Origin of the sequence: Brevibacterium sp. VCM10 (assembly GCF_000583215.1) — a bacterium.
Taxonomy (GTDB): Bacteria; Actinomycetota; Actinomycetes; order Actinomycetales; family Brevibacteriaceae; genus Brevibacterium; species Brevibacterium linens.
Genome location: NZ_JAJB01000030.1, coordinates 1 through 17,402, shown reverse-complemented (window position 1 = coordinate 17,402; position 17,402 = coordinate 1). Strand labels below are relative to the sequence as shown.

At 64.5% G+C, this 17,402-nt stretch carries 13 protein-coding genes; 8 read left to right on the top strand and 5 right to left on the bottom strand.

Annotated features, from left to right (window positions below; all coding sequences use genetic code 11):
* Positions 1-91: 91 nt before the first annotated feature.
* Together lpdA and sucB are read left to right on the top strand one after the other, a co-directional pair.
* Positions 92-1,480, top strand: a complete 1,389-nt coding sequence (lpdA, locus tag AD89_RS0109210) for a dihydrolipoyl dehydrogenase (protein ID WP_025778311.1) — start codon at positions 92-94, stop codon at positions 1,478-1,480.
* Between the two features lie 21 nt (positions 1,481-1,501).
* The gene (sucB, locus tag AD89_RS0109205) at positions 1,502-3,343 is read left to right on the top strand and encodes a 2-oxoglutarate dehydrogenase, E2 component, dihydrolipoamide succinyltransferase (RefSeq protein WP_025778310.1); all 1,842 of its coding nucleotides are present in this window, start codon (positions 1,502-1,504) and stop codon (positions 3,341-3,343) included.
* Positions 3,344-3,404: 61 nt separating this feature from the next.
* On the opposite strand, the gene AD89_RS0109200 is transcribed toward sucB, so the two are convergent.
* A complete protein-coding gene (locus AD89_RS0109200; RefSeq protein WP_025778309.1) occupies positions 3,405-4,814 on the bottom strand; it encodes a hypothetical protein in 1,410 nt (469 codons plus the stop codon).
* 158 nt (positions 4,815-4,972) lie between these two features.
* On the opposite strand from AD89_RS0109200, the gene lipB reads away from it, so the two are divergent.
* The 3 genes from lipB to AD89_RS0109185 all read left to right on the top strand — a co-directional run bounded on the left by lipB (position 4,973) and on the right by AD89_RS0109185 (position 7,474).
* Positions 4,973-5,611: a lipoyl(octanoyl) transferase LipB gene (gene lipB / locus AD89_RS0109195; RefSeq protein ID WP_025778308.1), complete on the top strand. Its 639-nt coding sequence runs from the start codon at positions 4,973-4,975 to the stop codon at positions 5,609-5,611.
* Between the two features lie 10 nt (positions 5,612-5,621).
* Positions 5,622-6,674: a lipoyl synthase gene (lipA, locus tag AD89_RS0109190; protein WP_025778307.1), complete on the top strand. Its 1,053-nt coding sequence runs from the start codon at positions 5,622-5,624 to the stop codon at positions 6,672-6,674.
* A 62-nt stretch (positions 6,675-6,736) separates the two neighbouring features.
* Complete coding sequence (locus AD89_RS0109185) at positions 6,737-7,474, top strand: DUF4191 domain-containing protein (protein ID WP_025778306.1); 738 nt, start codon at positions 6,737-6,739, stop codon at positions 7,472-7,474.
* A gap of 149 nt (positions 7,475-7,623) precedes the next feature.
* Here AD89_RS0109185 and AD89_RS0109180 read toward each other — a convergent pair whose 3' ends face one another.
* Positions 7,624-8,064: an RDD family protein gene (locus tag AD89_RS0109180; RefSeq protein WP_025778305.1), complete on the bottom strand. Its 441-nt coding sequence runs from the start codon at positions 8,062-8,064 to the stop codon at positions 7,624-7,626.
* 143 nt (positions 8,065-8,207) lie between these two features.
* Here AD89_RS0109180 and glnA (AD89_RS0109175) point away from each other — a divergent pair, with 143 nt between their 5' ends.
* On the top strand, positions 8,208-9,632 hold the full coding sequence (gene glnA / locus AD89_RS0109175; protein ID WP_025778304.1) for a type I glutamate--ammonia ligase: 1,425 nt from the start codon (positions 8,208-8,210) through the stop codon (positions 9,630-9,632).
* A gap of 150 nt (positions 9,633-9,782) precedes the next feature.
* The gene (locus AD89_RS0109170; RefSeq protein ID WP_025778303.1) at positions 9,783-11,249 is read left to right on the top strand and encodes a mycothione reductase; all 1,467 of its coding nucleotides are present in this window, start codon (positions 9,783-9,785) and stop codon (positions 11,247-11,249) included.
* A 73-nt stretch (positions 11,250-11,322) separates the two neighbouring features.
* On the opposite strand, the gene AD89_RS0109165 is transcribed toward AD89_RS0109170, so the two are convergent.
* From AD89_RS0109165 to AD89_RS0109155, 3 genes are read right to left on the bottom strand one after another with little or no spacing between them, the layout of a single operon-like run.
* Positions 11,323-14,364 carry a bifunctional [glutamine synthetase] adenylyltransferase/[glutamine synthetase]-adenylyl-L-tyrosine phosphorylase gene (locus tag AD89_RS0109165; protein ID WP_025778302.1) on the bottom strand — a complete coding sequence of 1,014 codons (3,042 nt, stop codon included), beginning with the start codon at positions 14,362-14,364 and terminating at the stop codon, positions 11,323-11,325.
* On the bottom strand, positions 14,364-15,722 hold the full coding sequence (gene glnA / locus AD89_RS0109160; protein WP_025778301.1) for a type I glutamate--ammonia ligase: 1,359 nt from the start codon (positions 15,720-15,722) through the stop codon (positions 14,364-14,366). Before glnA (AD89_RS0109160) ends, AD89_RS0109165 begins: the two co-directional genes overlap by 1 nt.
* Before the next feature lie 4 nt (positions 15,723-15,726).
* A complete protein-coding gene (locus tag AD89_RS0109155; protein ID WP_035320335.1) occupies positions 15,727-15,930 on the bottom strand; it encodes a hypothetical protein in 204 nt (67 codons plus the stop codon).
* A gap of 320 nt (positions 15,931-16,250) precedes the next feature.
* On the opposite strand from AD89_RS0109155, the gene ald reads away from it, so the two are divergent.
* Entirely contained in the window at positions 16,251-17,369 is a 1,119-nt protein-coding gene (ald, locus tag AD89_RS0109150; protein WP_025778299.1) for an alanine dehydrogenase, read from the top strand.
* Positions 17,370-17,402: the final 33 nt, after the last annotated feature.

The following is a 17,402-nucleotide window of genomic DNA, read 5'->3' as shown; positions in this document are numbered from 1 at the left end:
AGCGTTTTTCTTCGCCCCGGCAAAGAAAAGTGGAAAGATATGACTGAAAGCTGCGTACTGCAGGCTTATTCACAGCTACGAGGAGAAATCCGTGAGTGACGAATTGACCTACGACCTTGTCGTTCTGGGCGGCGGAACCGGTGGCTATGCCGCTGCTCTGCGAGCCGCGGAGCTCGACATGAAGGTCGCTTTGATCGAACGCGACAAGGTGGGAGGCACCTGCCTGCACCGCGGCTGCGTGCCGACGAAGGCTCTTCTGCACGCCGCAGAAGTCGCCGACTCCGCCAAGCAGTCCGAGACCTTCGGCATCGAAGCCGAGTTCAAGGGGATCGACATCGCCAAGGTGCTCGAGTACAAAGACGGCGTCATCACCCGCAACTACAAGGGTCTGCAGGGTCTGGTCAAGGCTCGCGGAATCGACACGTACTTCGGCACCGGCAAGCTCGTCGGCAAGGACACCGTCGAGGTTACCGGCGAAGACGGCAACCACACCGTCAAGGGAACGAATGTTCTGCTCTCGACCGGTTCGACGTCGAAGACCATCGGACTCGAGATCACCGACCGCGTGATCACGAGCACCGAGGCTCTCGAACTCGACAAGGTCCCGAACTCCGCCATCGTGCTCGGCGGCGGCGTCATCGGCGTCGAGTTCGCCAGCGTCTGGAACTCCTTCGGAGCCGACGTCACAATCGTCGAAGGCCTCAAGCACCTCGTCGCCAACGAGGACGAGACCATCTCGAAGAACCTCGAGCGCGCCTTCAAGAAGCGCAAGATCAACTTCAAGCTCGGAGTCATGTTCAAGGGCGTCGAAGAGACCGCTGACGGTGTCAAGGTCACCCTCGAAGACGGTTCGACGCTCGAAGCCGAGTACCTCCTCGTGGCCGTCGGCCGCGGTCCGGTCACCGAGGGCTTCGGCTTCGAAGAGCAGGGCATCCCGATGGATCGCGGATTCGTCCTGGCCAACGAACGTCTCCACACCGGCGTCGGGAACATCTACGCCTGCGGCGATATCGTCCCCGGACTCCAGCTGGCCCACCGCGCCTTCGGTCAGGGCATCTTCATCGCCGAGGAGATCGCCGGCCTCAACCCGGCACCGGTCGTCGAATCCGGCATCCCGCGCGTGACCTACTGCGAACCCGAGATCTTCTCCGTCGGGCTCTCGTCGGCTCAGGCCGAAGAGAAGTACGGCAAGGATCAGGTCGAAGCCCTCGAGTACAACCTCGGCGGCAACGGCAAGTCCGTGATCCTGAACACGACCGGCCTGATCAAGGTCATCCGCGAAAAGGACGGTCCGGTAGTGGGCGTGCACGGCATCGGCGCGCGTCTGTCCGAGCAGGCCGGTGAGGCACAGCTCATCGTCAATTGGGAAGCATTCCCCGAGGAAGTCGCGCAGCTCATCCACGCGCACCCCACGCAGAACGAAGCGCTCGGCGAGGCCCACCTGGCCCTGGCCGGAAAACCCCTGCACTTCCACTCATAAGATCCGAGGAGACGAAAACTCATGTCGAATTCCGTTCAGATGCCGGCTCTCGGAGAGTCGGTCACCGAGGGCACTGTCACTCGCTGGCTCAAGGAAGTGGGCGAAGAGGTCGAGGTAGACGAGCCGTTGCTCGAAGTGTCGACCGACAAGGTCGACACGGAGATCCCCAGCCCGTATGCCGGCACCCTCGAGAAGATCCTCGCCGAAGAAGATGACGTGGTCGAGGTCGGCGGCGACCTCGCCTACATCGGCGACGGCAGCGGTACGTCCTCCGACGAGGAAGCACCGGCCGAGGAGCCTGCTGAGGCACCTGCCGAAGAAGCCCCTGCTGAAGAGGCTCCCGCTGACGAAGCACCGGCAGCGGATGAGGCACCGACGGAGGAATCCGCTCCTGCCGCTTCTGATTCCGGTTCCTCCGAAGGCACCGAGATCACGATGCCCGCGCTCGGCGAGTCCGTCACCGAAGGCACCGTGACCCGTTGGCTCAAGGAAGTCGGCGAAGAGGTCGAGGTCGACGAACCTCTGCTCGAGGTCTCCACCGACAAGGTCGACACCGAGGTCCCCTCCCCCGTCGCCGGAGTCGTCCAGGCTCACCTCGCGGACGAGGACGACACCGTCGAGGTCGGCGCGCCTCTGGCTCGCATCGGTTCCGGTGCCCCGTCCGAATCCGCGCCGGCCGAGGAAGCCCCCAAGGACGAAGCTCCCGCCGAGGCTGCCCCGAAGCAGGAGGCTCCCAAGGAGGACGCTCCTGCCGACGAGGCACCGAAGCAGGAAGCCCCCAAGGAGGAGGCCCCGAAGCAGGAGTCGGCTCCCAAGCCGGCCGCAGCCGCATCGGCGCAGTCGGCTTCCGCCGCTCAGGCCGAAGAGCCTGTCGACGCCGCGGCTCAGGCCCCTGCCGCCGCCGACACCGTGGGCGAGAACGCCGCCTACGTCACACCGCTCGTGCGCCGCCTGGCCCGCGAGAAGGGTGTCGACCTCTCGCAGGTCACCGGCACCGGAGTGGGCGGACGCATCCGCAAGCAGGATGTCGAGGCGGCCGCGAAGAGCGCTCCCGCCGCGGCCCCCGCTGCACAGTCCGGCGCACCGGCCGCAGCGTCCAAGGCTCCGTTCAAGGTCGAGATCCCCGAGGAGGTCGCGAAGCTGCGCGGCACCACGGAGAAGGCTTCGCGCATCCGCCAGACCATCGCCAAGCGCATGAGCGAGTCCCTCGATGTCTCTGCTCAGCTTACGCAGGTCATCGAAGTGGATATGTCTCGCGTCGTGAAGCTGCGCAAGGCCAACAAGGAGGCATTCCAGGCCAAGCACGGTTCGAAGCTGACCTATCTGCCGTTCTTCGCGAAGGCCATCGTCGAGGCGCTTCAGGTGCACCCGAAGGTCAACGCGCAGTACGATCTCGAGTCGCAGCAGATCACCTACTTCGATCACGAGCACCTGGCCGTCGCGGTCGACACTCCGCGCGGACTGCTCGTTCCCGTGATCAAGGATGCCGGTGACCTCAGCGTGGCGGGCCTGTCCAAGGCCATCGACGATGTCGCTGACCGGACCCGCAGCAACAAGATCATGCCGGATGAGCTCTCGGGCGGAACGTTCACGGTGACCAACATCGGTTCCGTCGGCGCGCTGTTCGACACGCCGATCATCAACCAGCCGCAGATGGGCATCATCGGCACGGGTGCGATCGTGCGTCGCCCCATCGCCGTGAAGACGGCCGACGGCGACGAGGCGATCGCCATCCGTGACATGGTGTACCTGCCGTTGACTTACAACCACCAGCTGGTCGACGGTGCGGATGCGGGACGTTTCCTGCAGACGATCAAGGCACGTCTGGAAGAAGGCAATTTCGAGGCCGATCTCGACCTCTGAACCTGCCTCTTCCACACACCTTTCGAGGGGCCGACCACGCATGGTCGGCCCCTCGGGGCATTCACGGCTCGGTGATCTCGCGGACCTCTGCAACGAGCCATCTTCCCTCGACCTTCGCCAGCTCGAATTCGACCGACTGGGCGGCGAACTCCTGCAGAGCGTCACCGCTGCCCGCGCTCGAACGCATGAGCGCCGAGGCGACCACCCGGTCATCGTCGGCGGCAACGATCGTCACGTCCTCGATATCGATCGAATAGTCCGAGTCGGCATATGCCGATGGATCGATGAGCTCATCCGCCGCCGCGGCAGCGGACTCGGGGACCGTCAGCGCCTGCAGAGCTTCGCTATCGCCGTCGCTGAGCGCGGCTGCTCGGGACTCACACAGATCCGTGAGAACACCGGTGACCTCGTCGACGCCGAGAGACGACGCCTGCTCGGGTGACGGGCCGGACCCCTGGCCGGACGACGTTTCCTCCCGGATCGAGGACACGCTGGACGACCATGATGACCAGACGACGATTCCGCCGAGCAGCGTCAGAGACACGGCGAGGCCGATTAACAGCGTGCTGCGTCCCAGTACTCGCGACAGGGCCATGGCCCTCAGCCGTGACCGCAGTGAATCCAGAGCACCCAGGATCTGAGTCAGCAGTCTTCTTCGTGCCTCCGCTCGCTTCCGCCTCGAACGCCGCGAGCTCTTCGCCCCAGCACGCAGCGGTGAGACTCCTCCGCCGCGCAGAGGCGGAGCCGGAGACCCGAGGTTCGACTCGATATCCCCCGTCGAACCCCGACTCGGCCTGAGTCCGGAGGCCACACGCAGACGTGCCGTGAGCGCCGATTCGGGTGCCGTTGCACTCTCGGCCGGAACCAGCGGCAGCGCAGCGGGTCGGTCGAGGCTACGCAGCGACTCGGCCGCCTCGGCGAGGGCGGTTTCCAACCCGACATCGGACGCCGCGTCGTCGAGGAGACCGGCGACGAGCGATCGCAGGGCCGACGATGATTCGGCCAGTGCCAGGTCCACCGGCAGCAGAGCCTCGGCCCATGGCCTCCCGAAGACGGCATGGTAGATCATCTCCCCCACGGCCCGCCGCGGCGTCGTCGCTCTCGGCGCGCGGACGCCGGGAATGATCACCGGCCGGCCTTCGGCATCGAGGGCGAAGGACGACAGAGCCAGACGCTCCTCCGGGCGCGTGCAGACCCGCAGTTGTTCGACTATGCCGAGGAACAGCGTGCACAGCTCGGGCTCGGTCAGACCCTGATAGGCGCGGACGACGTCGAGGACGAGCCCACCGGGTGAAGCGGGGACGATGAGAAGGGAACGGGGGCCGTTCGGAAGTGCCACCTCGGCGAGGGCGAGAACACGGGGATGATCGGCATCGAATTCTCTGTGCACGACGCCCCACGCACTGCGACCGTCGGAATCGCGGACACGATGGATATCGTCCGCGATCGTTGCTTGGAACTCCCATGTCATCGTTCATCATCTCCGTTGATGAATCTGGGTGCAGTTTATTGTCGTTTAATGATGCTCGGTGAAGTCATTCTGTGTCAAGGGCCACAGCCTCGGTGACGGCCTGCAGATGCGAGTGGGAACAAATTGAACACCGACGGCAAGAGTCATAGTGTGGAGCCATGCCCCTGGCCACAGAAACGCTCGGGTTCGCCCCAATCCTCTCGGACTATCGGCAGACTTGGGAATTGCAGAAGAAGTACCACGACGACGTGCTCGCAGGTGACCGTCCTTCGACGATCCTGCTCCTCGAGCATTCACCGGTCTACACGGCCGGCAAGCGCACCGAGGACTTCGAGCGGCCCACCGACGGCACCGATGTCATCGACGTCGACCGCGGCGGGAAGATCACCTGGCACGGACCCGGACAGTTGGTCGCCTACTGCATCTACAAGCTCAACGATCCCAAAGAAGTCCGCCTCTTCGTGTCCCAGCTCGAGGACGCGATGATCCGACTGCTCTGCGAGTACGGGATCGAAGCGACCACGATCGAGGGACGTGCCGGCGTCTGGCTGCCGGCCGACGGTCTCCGGCGCGACCGCAAGATCGGCGCCATCGGCGTCCGCATCCACGAAGGCGTGACGATGCACGGTCTGGCGCTCAACTGCAGCAACGACCTCGGCGCCTACGAATCCATCATCCCCTGCGGGATCACCGACGCAGACACCACGACAATCAGTGCCGAGCTCGGCCGCACGGTCACTCCCGAGGACGTGGCATCGCGACTCGACGAGATCCTGCACGAGACCATCACCGCATAGGAGAACTCAGATGACGATCGCACCAGAGGGCCGCCGCATGCTCCGCGTCGAGGCCCGCAACTCCGAGACCCCGATCGAGGACAAGCCGGCCTGGATCAAGGCGAAGGCCCATATCGGTCCCGAGTACACGGCACTGAAGTCGCTCGTGCGCAAGCAGGAGCTGCACACGGTCTGCGAAGAGGCCGGATGCCCGAACATCTTCGAATGCTGGGAAGATCGCGAAGCGACCTTCCTCATCGGCGGCGAACAGTGCACCCGACGCTGTGACTTCTGCCAGATCGACACCGGCCGACCGGCCGAATTCGACGCTGACGAGCCGCGCCGCGTGGCCGCCTCGGTGGCGGAGATGGGCCTGCGCTACTCGACGATCACCGGTGTGGCCCGTGACGACCTCGACGACGGCGGCGCCTGGCTCTACGCGGAGACCGTGCGCCAGATCCACGACCTGTCCTACGTCGACGGTCGCGGCACCGGCGTCGAACTGCTCATCCCCGATTTCAATGCCAAACCGGATCAGCTCGCCGAGGTGTTCTCCTCGCGTCCCGAGGTGCTCGCGCACAATGTCGAAACGGTGCCGCGCATCTTCAAGCGGATCCGCCCCGCGTTCCGCTACGAGCGTTCCCTGTCGGTGATCACGCAGGCCCGCGAAGCCGGTCTGGTGACGAAGTCGAACCTCATCCTCGGCATGGGTGAGACGAACGACGAGATCATCTCCGCGCTGCAGGACCTGCACGATGCCGGATGCGACCTCATCACGATCACGCAGTACCTGCGTCCCTCCCCGCGCCACCACCCCGTCACCCGGTGGGTCAAGCCTGCCGACTTCGTGATGCTGCGCGATGCGGCCGAGGAGATCGGCTTCCTCGGTGTGATGTCGGGTCCGCTCGTGCGTTCGTCCTACCGTGCCGGTCGCCTGTGGGCCACCGCCATGCGTCGCCGTGGCGAGGAGATCCCGTCGCATCTGGCGCACCTGGACAAGCACACGCCTGCCAAACAGGAGGCGCAGGCGGTTGTGGATACCTTCGGCCCCGGCGAAGAGGTAGACTTGACTGCTGAGCAATGAGCGTCGGCCTCCCCTGATTTCGGGAGGCGACGCCGCAACGCCCCTCAAGAGCAAGTGAGAGAATGAGCGAAGAACCGCGTAAGGGACTCTTCCGGCGCAAGCCCAAAGATCCGAACAAGAAGCCCGGCCGTCTGGCGCAGATGCGTCAGGTCTATGAGCTGTCCGCCAAACACAACAAAGCGACACCGTGGCTGTTGGCTGCGGCGATCCTCGGGTGCACGCTCATCGGTCTCATGATCGGTCTGCTCATCGGCGGCACCACCGCGATCTTCACGACGATCCTCGGCTTCATGGTCGGTCTGCTGTTGGGCATGTTCATGCTCGGGCGCTTCGCCGAGACCGCCGCATTCGCTCAGATGGACGGACAGCCGGGAGCCTTCGGGGCCGTCCTCAACACCGCTCGTCGCGGCTACCTCATGGACGAGAAGCCCATCGCTGTCGACCCGAAGAGCCGCGATCTCGTGTTCCGCTCGACCGGCCGTGCCGGCGTCGTGCTGCTGAGCGAAGGGCCGAAGGGTCGCAGTGCGAAGCTGCTGGCCAAGGAGAAGAAACGTCACGAGCGCATCCTCCCCAACGTCCCGGTTCACACCTTCCAGGGTGGCAAGGAAGACGGCCAGCTGACGATGAAGCAGGTCGTTCCGGCCGTGCAGAAGCTGCCGCGCAAACTCAACCGCGCCGAGGTGCTGGCCGTGCGCAACCGTCTTGCCGCACTCGGCACTCAGGGTTCGCGCCCGCCGATCCCGAAGGGAATCGACCCGAACAAGGCCCGCCCGAACCACAAGGCCATGCGCGGACGCTGATCCGCAGATACCCAGCAAAGACGAAGCAGCGGCGCCGACTCGATCCGAGTCGGCGCCGCTCCCATCCCACCACCCCTTGTTGCTACCTGACGGCGGCCCAGCAACCTCGCGCGAGGTTGCTGGGCCGCCGTCAGGTAGCAACAAGGAGGTCAGCGGCGGAGGATGACGGTTCCGGCAGCGAGGTCGTGGACTCCGCGGTTGTCCCGGTTGAAGATGAGGGCGGGGATGACGAGCACAACGAGGAGCGCGCGGATGAGCGACTTGAGCAATCCCGGCACATGGCCGTCGAGACGGCGGACCTCGATGCCGAAGAGGCGATGCCCCACCGAGTAGCCGAGAGTTCCCACGAGCACAAAATTCTCGAGTGCGAAGATGGCTGGAGCCAGGACCGGATTCGCCGGATCGATGAGATTGGCGATCGCCAGACACATCAGCCAGTCGACGAGCAGGGCGAGGATGCGCTTCCACGCGGGGGCCAGAGAATGCGAGCCGTTGACAGGCAGACCGAGCCGTTTTCCGGGCCAGTCGTCGTCTTCCCTGTCGAACCGGGGTCCTTCGAGCCAGGAACCAAGGTCGTCACGATTGATCACTCCCCCAGCCTACGGAATCCGAGCTGAATGGATCCTCAGGAAACATGCCCGAAACATGACCGACATCACCACTTCATTCTTCTGCGACTAGAATCGACTGCGGTCAGGACAAACGGCCACCGTACACGAACTAGGAGACCTAAGTGTTCTCGTCTGCTGAAGAACTCGTCAATTTCATTTCGGACAACGACGTCAAATTCGTCGATGTCCGGTTCTGCGACCTGCCCGGTGTGGTCCAGCACTTCAACCTCCCCGCCGCCTCATACGGCACGGAGGAGATCACCGAAGGTCTGCTCTTCGACGGGTCCTCCATCACAGGCTTCCAGGGCATCCACGAGTCCGACATGAAACTGCTCGCCGATGTCACCTCCGCCTACATCGATCCATTCCGTGAGGCGAAGACTCTGGTCGTCACGCATTCGATCGTCGATCCGTTCACCGACGAGCCGTACTCGCGCGATCCTCGGCAGGTCGCGGCCAAAGCCGAGGCCTACCTGCAGAGCACCGGCATCGCCGACACCGCTTTCTACGGCGCCGAGGCGGAGTTCTACCTCTTCGACTCCATCCAGTACGAGAACACTCCCGGCAACAGCTTCTACCGCATCGACTCCGAGGAAGCAGCGTGGAACACCGGCGCCGATGAGGCCGGCGGCAATCTCGGCTACAAGACCCCGCACAAGAGCGGGTACTTCCCCGTCTCTCCGCAGGACCACTTCGCTGATATTCGAGACGAGATGTCGCTGACGCTCGAGCAGATCGGCTTCGAGATGGAACGGGCCCACCACGAGGTCGGCACCGCGGGCCAGCAGGAGATCAACTACAAGTTCAACACCCTCCAGCACGCCGCCGACCAGCTGCTCGACTTCAAGTACGTCATCAAGAACACTGCGTTCGCCAACGGCAAGTCTGCGACCTTCATGCCCAAGCCGATGTTCGACGACAACGGTTCGGGAATGCACTGCCACCAGTCGCTGTGGAAGAACGGCGAGCCCCTGTTCTATGACGAGAACGGCTACGGCGGGCTCTCCGACCTCGCCCGCTGGTACATCGGCGGCCTCATCGAGCACGCCGGCGCCGTGCTCGCCTTCACGAACCCGACGATCAACTCCTACCGTCGACTCGTGCCCGGCTATGAGGCACCGGTCAACCTCGTCTACTCCGCCCGCAACCGTTCGGCCGCGATCCGCATTCCTGTCACCGGTACCTCGCCGAAGGCCAAGCGCCTCGAGTTCCGTGTGCCCGACCCCTCGTCGAACCCCTACCTCGCGTTCTCGGCGCAGCTCATGGCCGGACTCGACGGCATCCGCAACCGCATCGAGCCCCCGGAGCCCATCGACAAGGACCTCTACGAGCTCCCGCCGGAGGAGGCCAAGGACATCAAGCTCGTCCCCGGCACCCTCGACGAGGCTCTCATCGAGCTCGAGAAGGACCACGACTTCCTCACCGCCGGGGACGTATTCACCCCCGACCTCATCGAGACATGGATCCGCATCAAGCGTGAGAACGAACTCGATGTCGCTCGCCTGCGTCCGACACCGACGGAGTTCGAGCTCTACTACGCACTCTGATCGGCGTTGATAGCGGATCCCAGACGAACTGAGATCCCGCAGCCGAGTGGAATAGAGTGAGGGCGTCACGGGTTTTCACCCGTGGCGCCCTTTCGGCTCTGCGGCCGCCCACGCGGCCGGTCGGATCACGCACCATCGGAGGGATGGACTTTGACGCATTATGACCTGCTGCTCATCGGCACCGGTTCGGGAAATATGTTCCTCGACAAGCGATTCGCGGGTCTGAAGACCGCCATCGCCGAGGAATGGCACTTCGGCGGCACCTGCCTCAACGTCGGGTGCATCCCGACGAAGATGTTCGTCTACCCCGCCACTCTGGCCGAGCAGGCCGCCCACGCCGATCGCTACAATCTGACCTCCACCCGCCCCGAAGTCGATTGGGCAGGCCTCCAGGAACGCATCTTCTCCCGCATCGACGCCATCGAGTCCGGAGGACGCGAATACCGCAGCAGCGACCGCCAACCCAACGTCACAGTCGTGCCCGAACACGTTCATTTCACCGGGGCGAAGACCGTGCGCACTGCTTCCGGCGAGGAGATCACCGCCGATCGCATCGTCATCGCCGCCGGCGCCCACCCGTTCATCCCCGACATCGCCGGGATCGACATCGCCCGCATCGACACCGATGACTACCCGGTGTTCACCTCGAACACGGTGATGCGCCGCGCCGAACAGCCGCGTCGCCTGGTCATCATCGGCTCCGGGATCGTGGCCATGGAGTTCGCCCACGTCTTCGCCGCTCTCGGCACGGAGGTGACCGTCCTGGCCCGCGGCCCCCGCCTCCTGAGCAATATCGACGAGGAGGCCGCCGACGAGTTCACCCGGATCTTCGACTCCTCCCACACCGTCCTCCACGGGGCCCAGGCGAAGCAGATCGACGTCGCCGACGGCGAGGTCACGCTGACCCTCGAACCCAGCGGGCGCCTCGCCGAGGTGGACCTGCCCGAGACGATCACCGCCGACGGCGTGCTCGTGGCCACGGGACGGGTCCCCAACACCGCCGAGCTCGACGTCGAGACCGCCGGTTTCGACGTCACCGACGGCAAGCGCCTCTCCGTCGATGAGTTCCAGCGTGTCCTCTCCTCAGGTCTGCCGGTACCCGGAGTGTTCGCGCTCGGCGACATCTCCTCGCCTCACCAGCTCAAACACGTCGCCAACCACGAGGCGAAGATCGTCGGACGCAACCTGGATGCAGATGTCGCGGCAGGAGCGCCGGGCAGTGCACGGACCGCTGACCTCACTGCCGTCAACCATCATGCCGTGCCCGGCGCCGTCTTCTCCTCCCCTCAGGTCGCCTTTGTGGGCATGACCGAGGACCAGGCGACGGAGGCCGGACATGACGTCACTGTCAAGGTTCAGAAGTTCTCCGACGTCGCCTACGGCTGGGCGATGGCCGATGATCCGGGAATCGTGAAGATCATCGCCGATCGCCGAACCCGGCACATCCTCGGCGCGCATATCGTCGGGCATGAGGCCTCGATACTCATCCAACCTCTCATCCAGGCTATGGCCTTCGGCCAGAAGGCCGACGAGGTGGCCACCGGGCAGTATTGGATCCACCCGGCTCTGCCCGAGGTGATCGAGAATGCCCTGCTCGGGCTCGAATTCGCCGACTGACCCGTCGACCGAAATCTGACTCAGCTGGCGCCCGGGGGAATTCTCACCTCGGCGATCTGCCGCAGCCAGTGCCTCAGAAGTCGTAGAAGCGGTGCTCCATCACGGACCGTGCGTGCCTGGTGGTGCGCAGGTAATCGTCTTCGAGGTCATGGCCCGCCCCTGCCGGATAGCCGAGCAGACGGGCCGTGGCCTCGAGTTCGGTGTGATCGGCCGGCAGCGATTCGGCGGTGCGACCGCGGAAGAGCATCACGGCCGAACGCACATCGGTGGCCAGCTGCCATGCCGCCGCCAGCTGTTCGGCATCCTCGGCGGGCAGCAGATCTTCGTTCGAGGCGACTTTGAGTGCCGGCAGAGTCGAGGTCGTGCGCAGACCTTCCAGGCGATGCCCGTGTTGGAGCTGGAGGAGCTGGACGGTCCATTCGACATCGGAGAGGCTGCCTCGACCGAGTTTGAGATGTCGACGCTTATCGGCGCTGCGCGGCAGACGTTCATCTTCCATCCGGGCCTTGAGCGTGCGCACCTGCGTCAGCGCCTTCTGCGGCATCTCCACGGGGTAGCGCAGCGGATCGATGAGTGCCAGGTAATCGGCGATGAGTCCCTCGTCGCCGGCCACCGGACGTGCCCGGAGGAGTGCCTGTGCCTCCCACGGTTGGGACCACTTCGCATAGTAGGCCTGGTAGGACGAGAAGCTGCGCACCAACGGTCCGTTCTTGCCCTCCGGACGCAGATCCGCGTCGAGGTCGACGCCCTGAGCACCTTCGCTCGCCTTGAGGCGCGTTGACAGTTGGAGGGCCACCTTCGTCACATGTTTGCTCAGCTTCCCACGCGTTTCGGCGTCGAGATCGTCGCTCAAGGGCCGGTAGACGAACATCGCATCGGCGTCGGAGAAGTAGCCGATCTCCCGTCCGCCCCAGCGGCCCATCGCGATGATCCCGAATTCGTAGTCCGGAGTCTCTGGCCCGTCCAAGTCGGTTCGGACCGCCTCCAGGGCACCGCGGACCGCCAGGTCCATGAGATCGGAGAGATCGCCGGGTATCTCGGCCCGGTCTCCGACGTCGAGGACGTCGCGCAGAGCGATGCGCAGCAGCTCACGGCTGTAGGTCTCACGGATCGGAGTGACCGCGTCGGCCCCGTGGCGACGGAGCAGTCCGTCCACCTCGGCGTTGAGGATCTCCAGGTCACGGGCCTCGAGGTTCTCATAGCGATCCAGCCAGGCGACAGCAGCAGGCTGGCGCTGCAGAAGTTCCGTCGCATACCCGGACAGGGAAAGCACCTCGGCCACCGATTTGGCGGCCAGACCGGAGTCCCGGAGCATCTTGAGGAACCACCCCGACGATGCCAGCGATTCGCTGAGCCGTCGGAAGGCCAGCAGAGCTCGGTCGGGTTCGACACCATCGGAGAACCAGTCGAGCAGGGCCGGAAGCACCTGTTTGATGACCAATGCGGTCCGCGACATGCCTGTGGTCAGGGCCTTGATGTGGCTCAATGCTCCCTGCGGGTCGACATATCCGAAGGCCTGGAGGCGATCGGCGGCCGCCTGCAGGCTCGTGCCTCGCTTCTGAGCATCCACGACGGCACCGTGGACTCCGACGGCCGCCTCGAGGATGGGCCGATAGAAGATCTGCTCATGAAGGCGGGTGACCTGTTTCGCATAGTCACGGCGGACCTCTTCGAGGCGGTCCCCGGTCCGTGACCCGGAGCGGAAGACGGAGCGGGCCAGCATTCGCAGCTTGGTCTCATCGTCGGGGATGAGCGCGTTGCGCATCATCCTCGGGATCTGGACTCGGTGTTCGACGACCCGCATGAACCGGTATGCGGTCGAGAACACGGACGCGTCCTGTTGGCCGATGTATCCATGCTCTCCGAGCTCTTCGAGTGCGACGAGGGTGTTCGGGGTGCGGATGTCCTCATCATTGCGTCCGTGGACGAGCTGGAGCATCTGGGCGGAGAATTCGACGTCTCGCAGTCCCCCGCGCCCCAGTTTGATCTGGCGTGGGGCTTCGACTGCCGGGATGAGGTCGACGACGCGTCGACGCATCGCCCGGATCCCATCGATGAAGCCTGGACGGCTGGCCGCCTGCCAGACCAGGGGCAGAAGCGAAGCGGAGAACGCCTCCCCCACCTCGACGTCGCCGGCCACCGGTCGGGCCTTGAGAAGGGCCTGGAATTCCCAGTTCTCGGCGATCTCGGCGTAATAGTGTTCGAACTCCGACAGCGTCCGCACGAGCGCTCCGGCTTTGCCTTCGGGACGCAGCGCCGTGTCGACCTCCCACAGGGCAGGCTCTCCTCCGGCGTCCGAGAGGATGCTGCGCATGCGTTGGGCGAGATCGGTGGCCAGGTTCCTGGCCCCCTCGGTCTCAGCGGAGTCGAGGACGAAGACGACGTCGACATCGGAGACGTAGTTGAGCTCTCGGGCCCCGGTCTTGCCCAGGGCGATGACCGCCAGGCGGATGTGGGCCGCCTCATCGAGCTCGGCACGCGCAATGGCCAGGGCCGCGTCGAGTGCGGCCGCCGCCAGATCCGACAGGACGGCCATGACCTGGTCGACGATCTCGCCCGGGGACTCCGCCGACAGGTCGTCGGCGACGAGGCGAAGCACAGCATCACGGTAGTTTCGTCGCAGTGCCTTGATTCCTTCGTCTCCGGTCACCTTCGCACGCGGAGCCGGATCGCCGGGGTCAGCGCCGAGGGCCGAGAGCATCTCGGCGCGCAGGGACGCCGCCGAGGCGGCAGGCGTGGAGATCAGCAGGAACGGGTCCGGGGCGAGCAGCAACGGCAGGGAGTCGGGATGTCGGACGAGGTGATCGACCATCGCCTCCGACGTGCCGACGACCGCGAGCAGTCGAGCCAGGAGCGGACGATTGAGTTCGTCCTCGGCCAGGTCGCTCTTCGTCCCCGACCTCACCGCGTCCAGCAGCGCCCCGGAATCCTCTTCTGCGGCCTCGACTACGCGCAGCAGACCGAGCGCCGCCCCGTGCGGATCCGGTGCGGCCATGAGCAGATCGACGAACCGCGAGTCAGTGGCCAGAGGCGCACCGAGCAGTTCATCGAGCTCGCGGAGGAAGCGGGCAGTGGCATCCGGGATGCTGGTGGTGCGTGAAGTGACTGCGGCCATCACATCGAGGTGAAGTGCTTGGCGATTTCGTACGGAGTCACCTGTGCACGGTAGTCGGTCCATTCCTGCCGTTTGTTGCGCAGGAAGAAGTCGAACACTTCCTCGCCCAGCGTCTCTGCGACGAGGTCCGAGCCTTCCATCAGCTCCAGGGCGTGGGAGAGGCTGCGCGGCAGCGCTTCGATGCCCATCGCTCGACGTTCAGTGGATGAGAGCAGCCAGACGTTGTCCTCGGCCTCGTCAGGCAGTTCGTACCCCTCCTCGATTCCCTTGAGCCCCGCTGCGAGCATAAGCGCATAGGACAGGTATGGGTTGGCCGAGGAGTCGAGAGCACGGTATTCGACCCGTGCGGATGAGGACTTCCCTGAGTTGTACTGCGGGACTCGCACGAGCGCCGAACGGTTGCGATGGCCCCACGAGATGTACGACGGGGCTTCGTGCCCGGTCCACAGGCGTTTGTACGAGTTCACGTGCTGGTTGGTCACCGCGGAGATCTCAGCGGCGTGGGTGAGCAGTCCAGCGATGAACTGGCGACCGGTCTTCGACAGCTGGTACTCAGCACCCGGTTCGAAGAAGGCATTGTTCTCGCCCTCGAACAGGGAGACATGCGTGTGCATCCCATTGCCCGGGTGCTCGGCCATCGGCTTGGGCATGAATGAGGCGTAGACACCCTGAGAGATCGCGACCTCTTTGATCACAGACCGGAACGTCATGACGTTGTCGGCCATCGTCAGCGCGTCGGCATAGCGCAGATCGATCTCGTTCTGACCGGGTCCGGCCTCATGGTGGGAGAATTCCACCGACAGGCCCATGGCTTCGAGCATGGTGACGGCTTCCCGCCGGAAGTCGTTGGCCGTTCCGCCGTTGACATGGTCGAAGTAGCCTGCCGTGTCGACGGGCTTCGGCGCTGTGCCATCGCTGATCCCGGAGACGGGATCGAGGTTGTCGGTCTTGAACAGATAGAACTCAATCTCCGGATGCACGTAGAAGGTGAAGCCGCGTTCGGCGGCTTTGGCCAAGGTGCGCTTGAGGACGTTGCGCGGGTCAGCCGGCGCCGGTTCTCCCCCGGGGACGTGGACGTCGCAGAACATCCTCCCGGTCGGCTCGATCTCCCCGCGCCAGGGCAGCAGGGAGAACGTCGAAGGATCGGGCTTGAGGACCATATCGGCCTCGAAGACCCGTGACAGCCCCTCGACTGCCGAACCGTCGAACCCGATGCCTTCGGAGAAGGCGCCTTCGAGTTCGGCGGGAACGATGGCCACGGACTTCAGCTGTCCGAGGACATCGGTGAACCAGAGTCGGATGAATCGCACTTCACGATCCTCGACTGTCCTGAGAACGAATTCCTCCTGACGCGACATCGGTTCAGCCGTTCCACTTCTCGTCGTCTTCGTCCCACTTCTGATTGCGCTCACGTGCCTTCTCCAGCGCGGCGCGGGCGACTTCCTCGGTCTCGTATGGCCCCATGCGATGGGTCCAATCGCTGACCAGGCCCTTTTCGACGGTGTTCGTCTCGAGGTTGAAGTAGTACTTCGAGTTCGGGTCGTCGATATCTTCGTAGAGTCCCATAGCGAGCCCTCTCTCCTCGGCGGGGTTCTGCATTGACACTTTCAGCTTACCGTTTCACGAGGAGAACTGGCGGCACCTGCCGCTCAATGCCAGGAACTGCGGCTCCTGATACCTCCGGTGCACTCCTTCACCGTCTGGAACCATGGTTTCCGCGGCATCTGGCACTCACACACACTGATTTCGCAATTGGGAGGACGGAAACAGACTTAAAGGTTTGCTCTCCAAACCTTCAAAGGAATAGAGTTGGCACCATCGACGGTCGACGGAGTGGTCGGCCGCCTCCGCCGTTGCGGCTCATCACCAGGAGAGAAGGACACACCATGCGCATTTCAGTGCCCACCGAGGTCAAGAACAACGAATTCCGAGTCGCCATCACCGCTGCCGGTGTCAACGAACTCGTCGCCCACGGCCATGAGGTCACCGTCCAGGCGGGAGCCGGCGAAGGCTCCTTCATCATCGACGCCGAATACGAAGCAGCCGGAGCGACGATCGCCCCCGACGCGGCCTCCACTTGGGCCGCCGGCGATCTCGTGCTCAAGGTCAAGGAGCCGATCGCCCAGGAATACGGGTTCCTGCGCAAGGATCTCATCCTCTTCACCTACCTCCACCTCGCCGCCGATGAGGCACTCACGAAGGCTCTGATGGAGGCCGGGACCACCGCCATCGCCTACGAGACCGTCCAGCCCGACAGCGGCGGTCTTCCGCTGCTGGCGCCGATGAGTGAGATCGCCGGTCGCCTGTCGACTCAGGTCGGCGCGCACAGCCTGCTCAAGGCCAATGGTGGTCGCGGCATTCTGCTCTCCGGCGTCCCCGGCGTCGAGCGGGCCAATGTCGTCGTCATCGGTGCCGGTGTGGCCGGGACGAATGCCGCCCGCATGGCCCTCGGTCTCGGCGCGAGCGTCGAGGTCATCGACATCAACATTCCGCGTCTGCGGCAGATCGATGAGACCTTCGCCGGTGCCATCGGCACGAAGGTGTCGAACAAGTACGAGATCACGAAGTCTCTGGCTTCGGCCGATCTCGTGATCGGTTCTGTGCTGATCCCGGGCAAAAAGGCGCCGAAGCTCGTCACCGATGACATGGTTTCCGGGATGAAGCCGGGCTCCGTCCTCGTTGATATCGCCATCGATCAGGGCGGCTGCTTCGAGAACTCGCGACCGACGACGCACGATGATCCGACCTTCACCGTCCATAATTCGGTCTACTACTGCGTGGCGAACATGCCCGGTGCCGTGCCGAACACGGCCACGGCGGCGCTGACGAATGCGACTCTGCCGTTTGCCGTGAAGATCGCCGATCAGGGGTGGCATAAGGCGCTGTCGAACGATGCGGCCCTGGCTCGCGGCCTCAACATCCACAATGGGCATGTCACGAACGACAACGTCGCCGAGGCGTTCGGCTACGAAGCCGTGTCCGTGGCCCACGCCCTGGCCAACTGACCCCTCCCCTTTTATTACTACCTGACGGCGGCT

What these genes read in the sequence shown, in the direction of transcription:
- AD89_RS0109185 (WP_025778306.1), top strand. Translation starts at nt 6,737, where the DNA reads ATGAGCGAAGAACCGCGTAAGGGACTCTTCCGGCGCAAGCCCAAAGAT.
- AD89_RS0109200 (WP_025778309.1), bottom strand. Translation starts at nt 4,814, where the DNA reads ATGACATGGGAGTTCCAAGCAACGATCGCGGACGATATCCATCGTGTC.
- AD89_RS0109155 (WP_035320335.1), bottom strand. Translation starts at nt 15,930, where the DNA reads ATGGGACTCTACGAAGATATCGACGACCCGAACTCGAAGTACTACTTC.
- sucB (WP_025778310.1), top strand. Translation starts at nt 1,502, where the DNA reads ATGTCGAATTCCGTTCAGATGCCGGCTCTCGGAGAGTCGGTCACCGAG.
- ald (WP_025778299.1), top strand. Translation starts at nt 16,251, where the DNA reads ATGCGCATTTCAGTGCCCACCGAGGTCAAGAACAACGAATTCCGAGTC.
- AD89_RS0109165 (WP_025778302.1), bottom strand. Translation starts at nt 14,364, where the DNA reads ATGGCCGCAGTCACTTCACGCACCACCAGCATCCCGGATGCCACTGCC.
- lipA (WP_025778307.1), top strand. Translation starts at nt 5,622, where the DNA reads ATGACGATCGCACCAGAGGGCCGCCGCATGCTCCGCGTCGAGGCCCGC.
- glnA (WP_025778301.1), bottom strand. Translation starts at nt 15,722, where the DNA reads ATGTCGCGTCAGGAGGAATTCGTTCTCAGGACAGTCGAGGATCGTGAA.
- lipB (WP_025778308.1), top strand. Translation starts at nt 4,973, where the DNA reads ATGCCCCTGGCCACAGAAACGCTCGGGTTCGCCCCAATCCTCTCGGAC.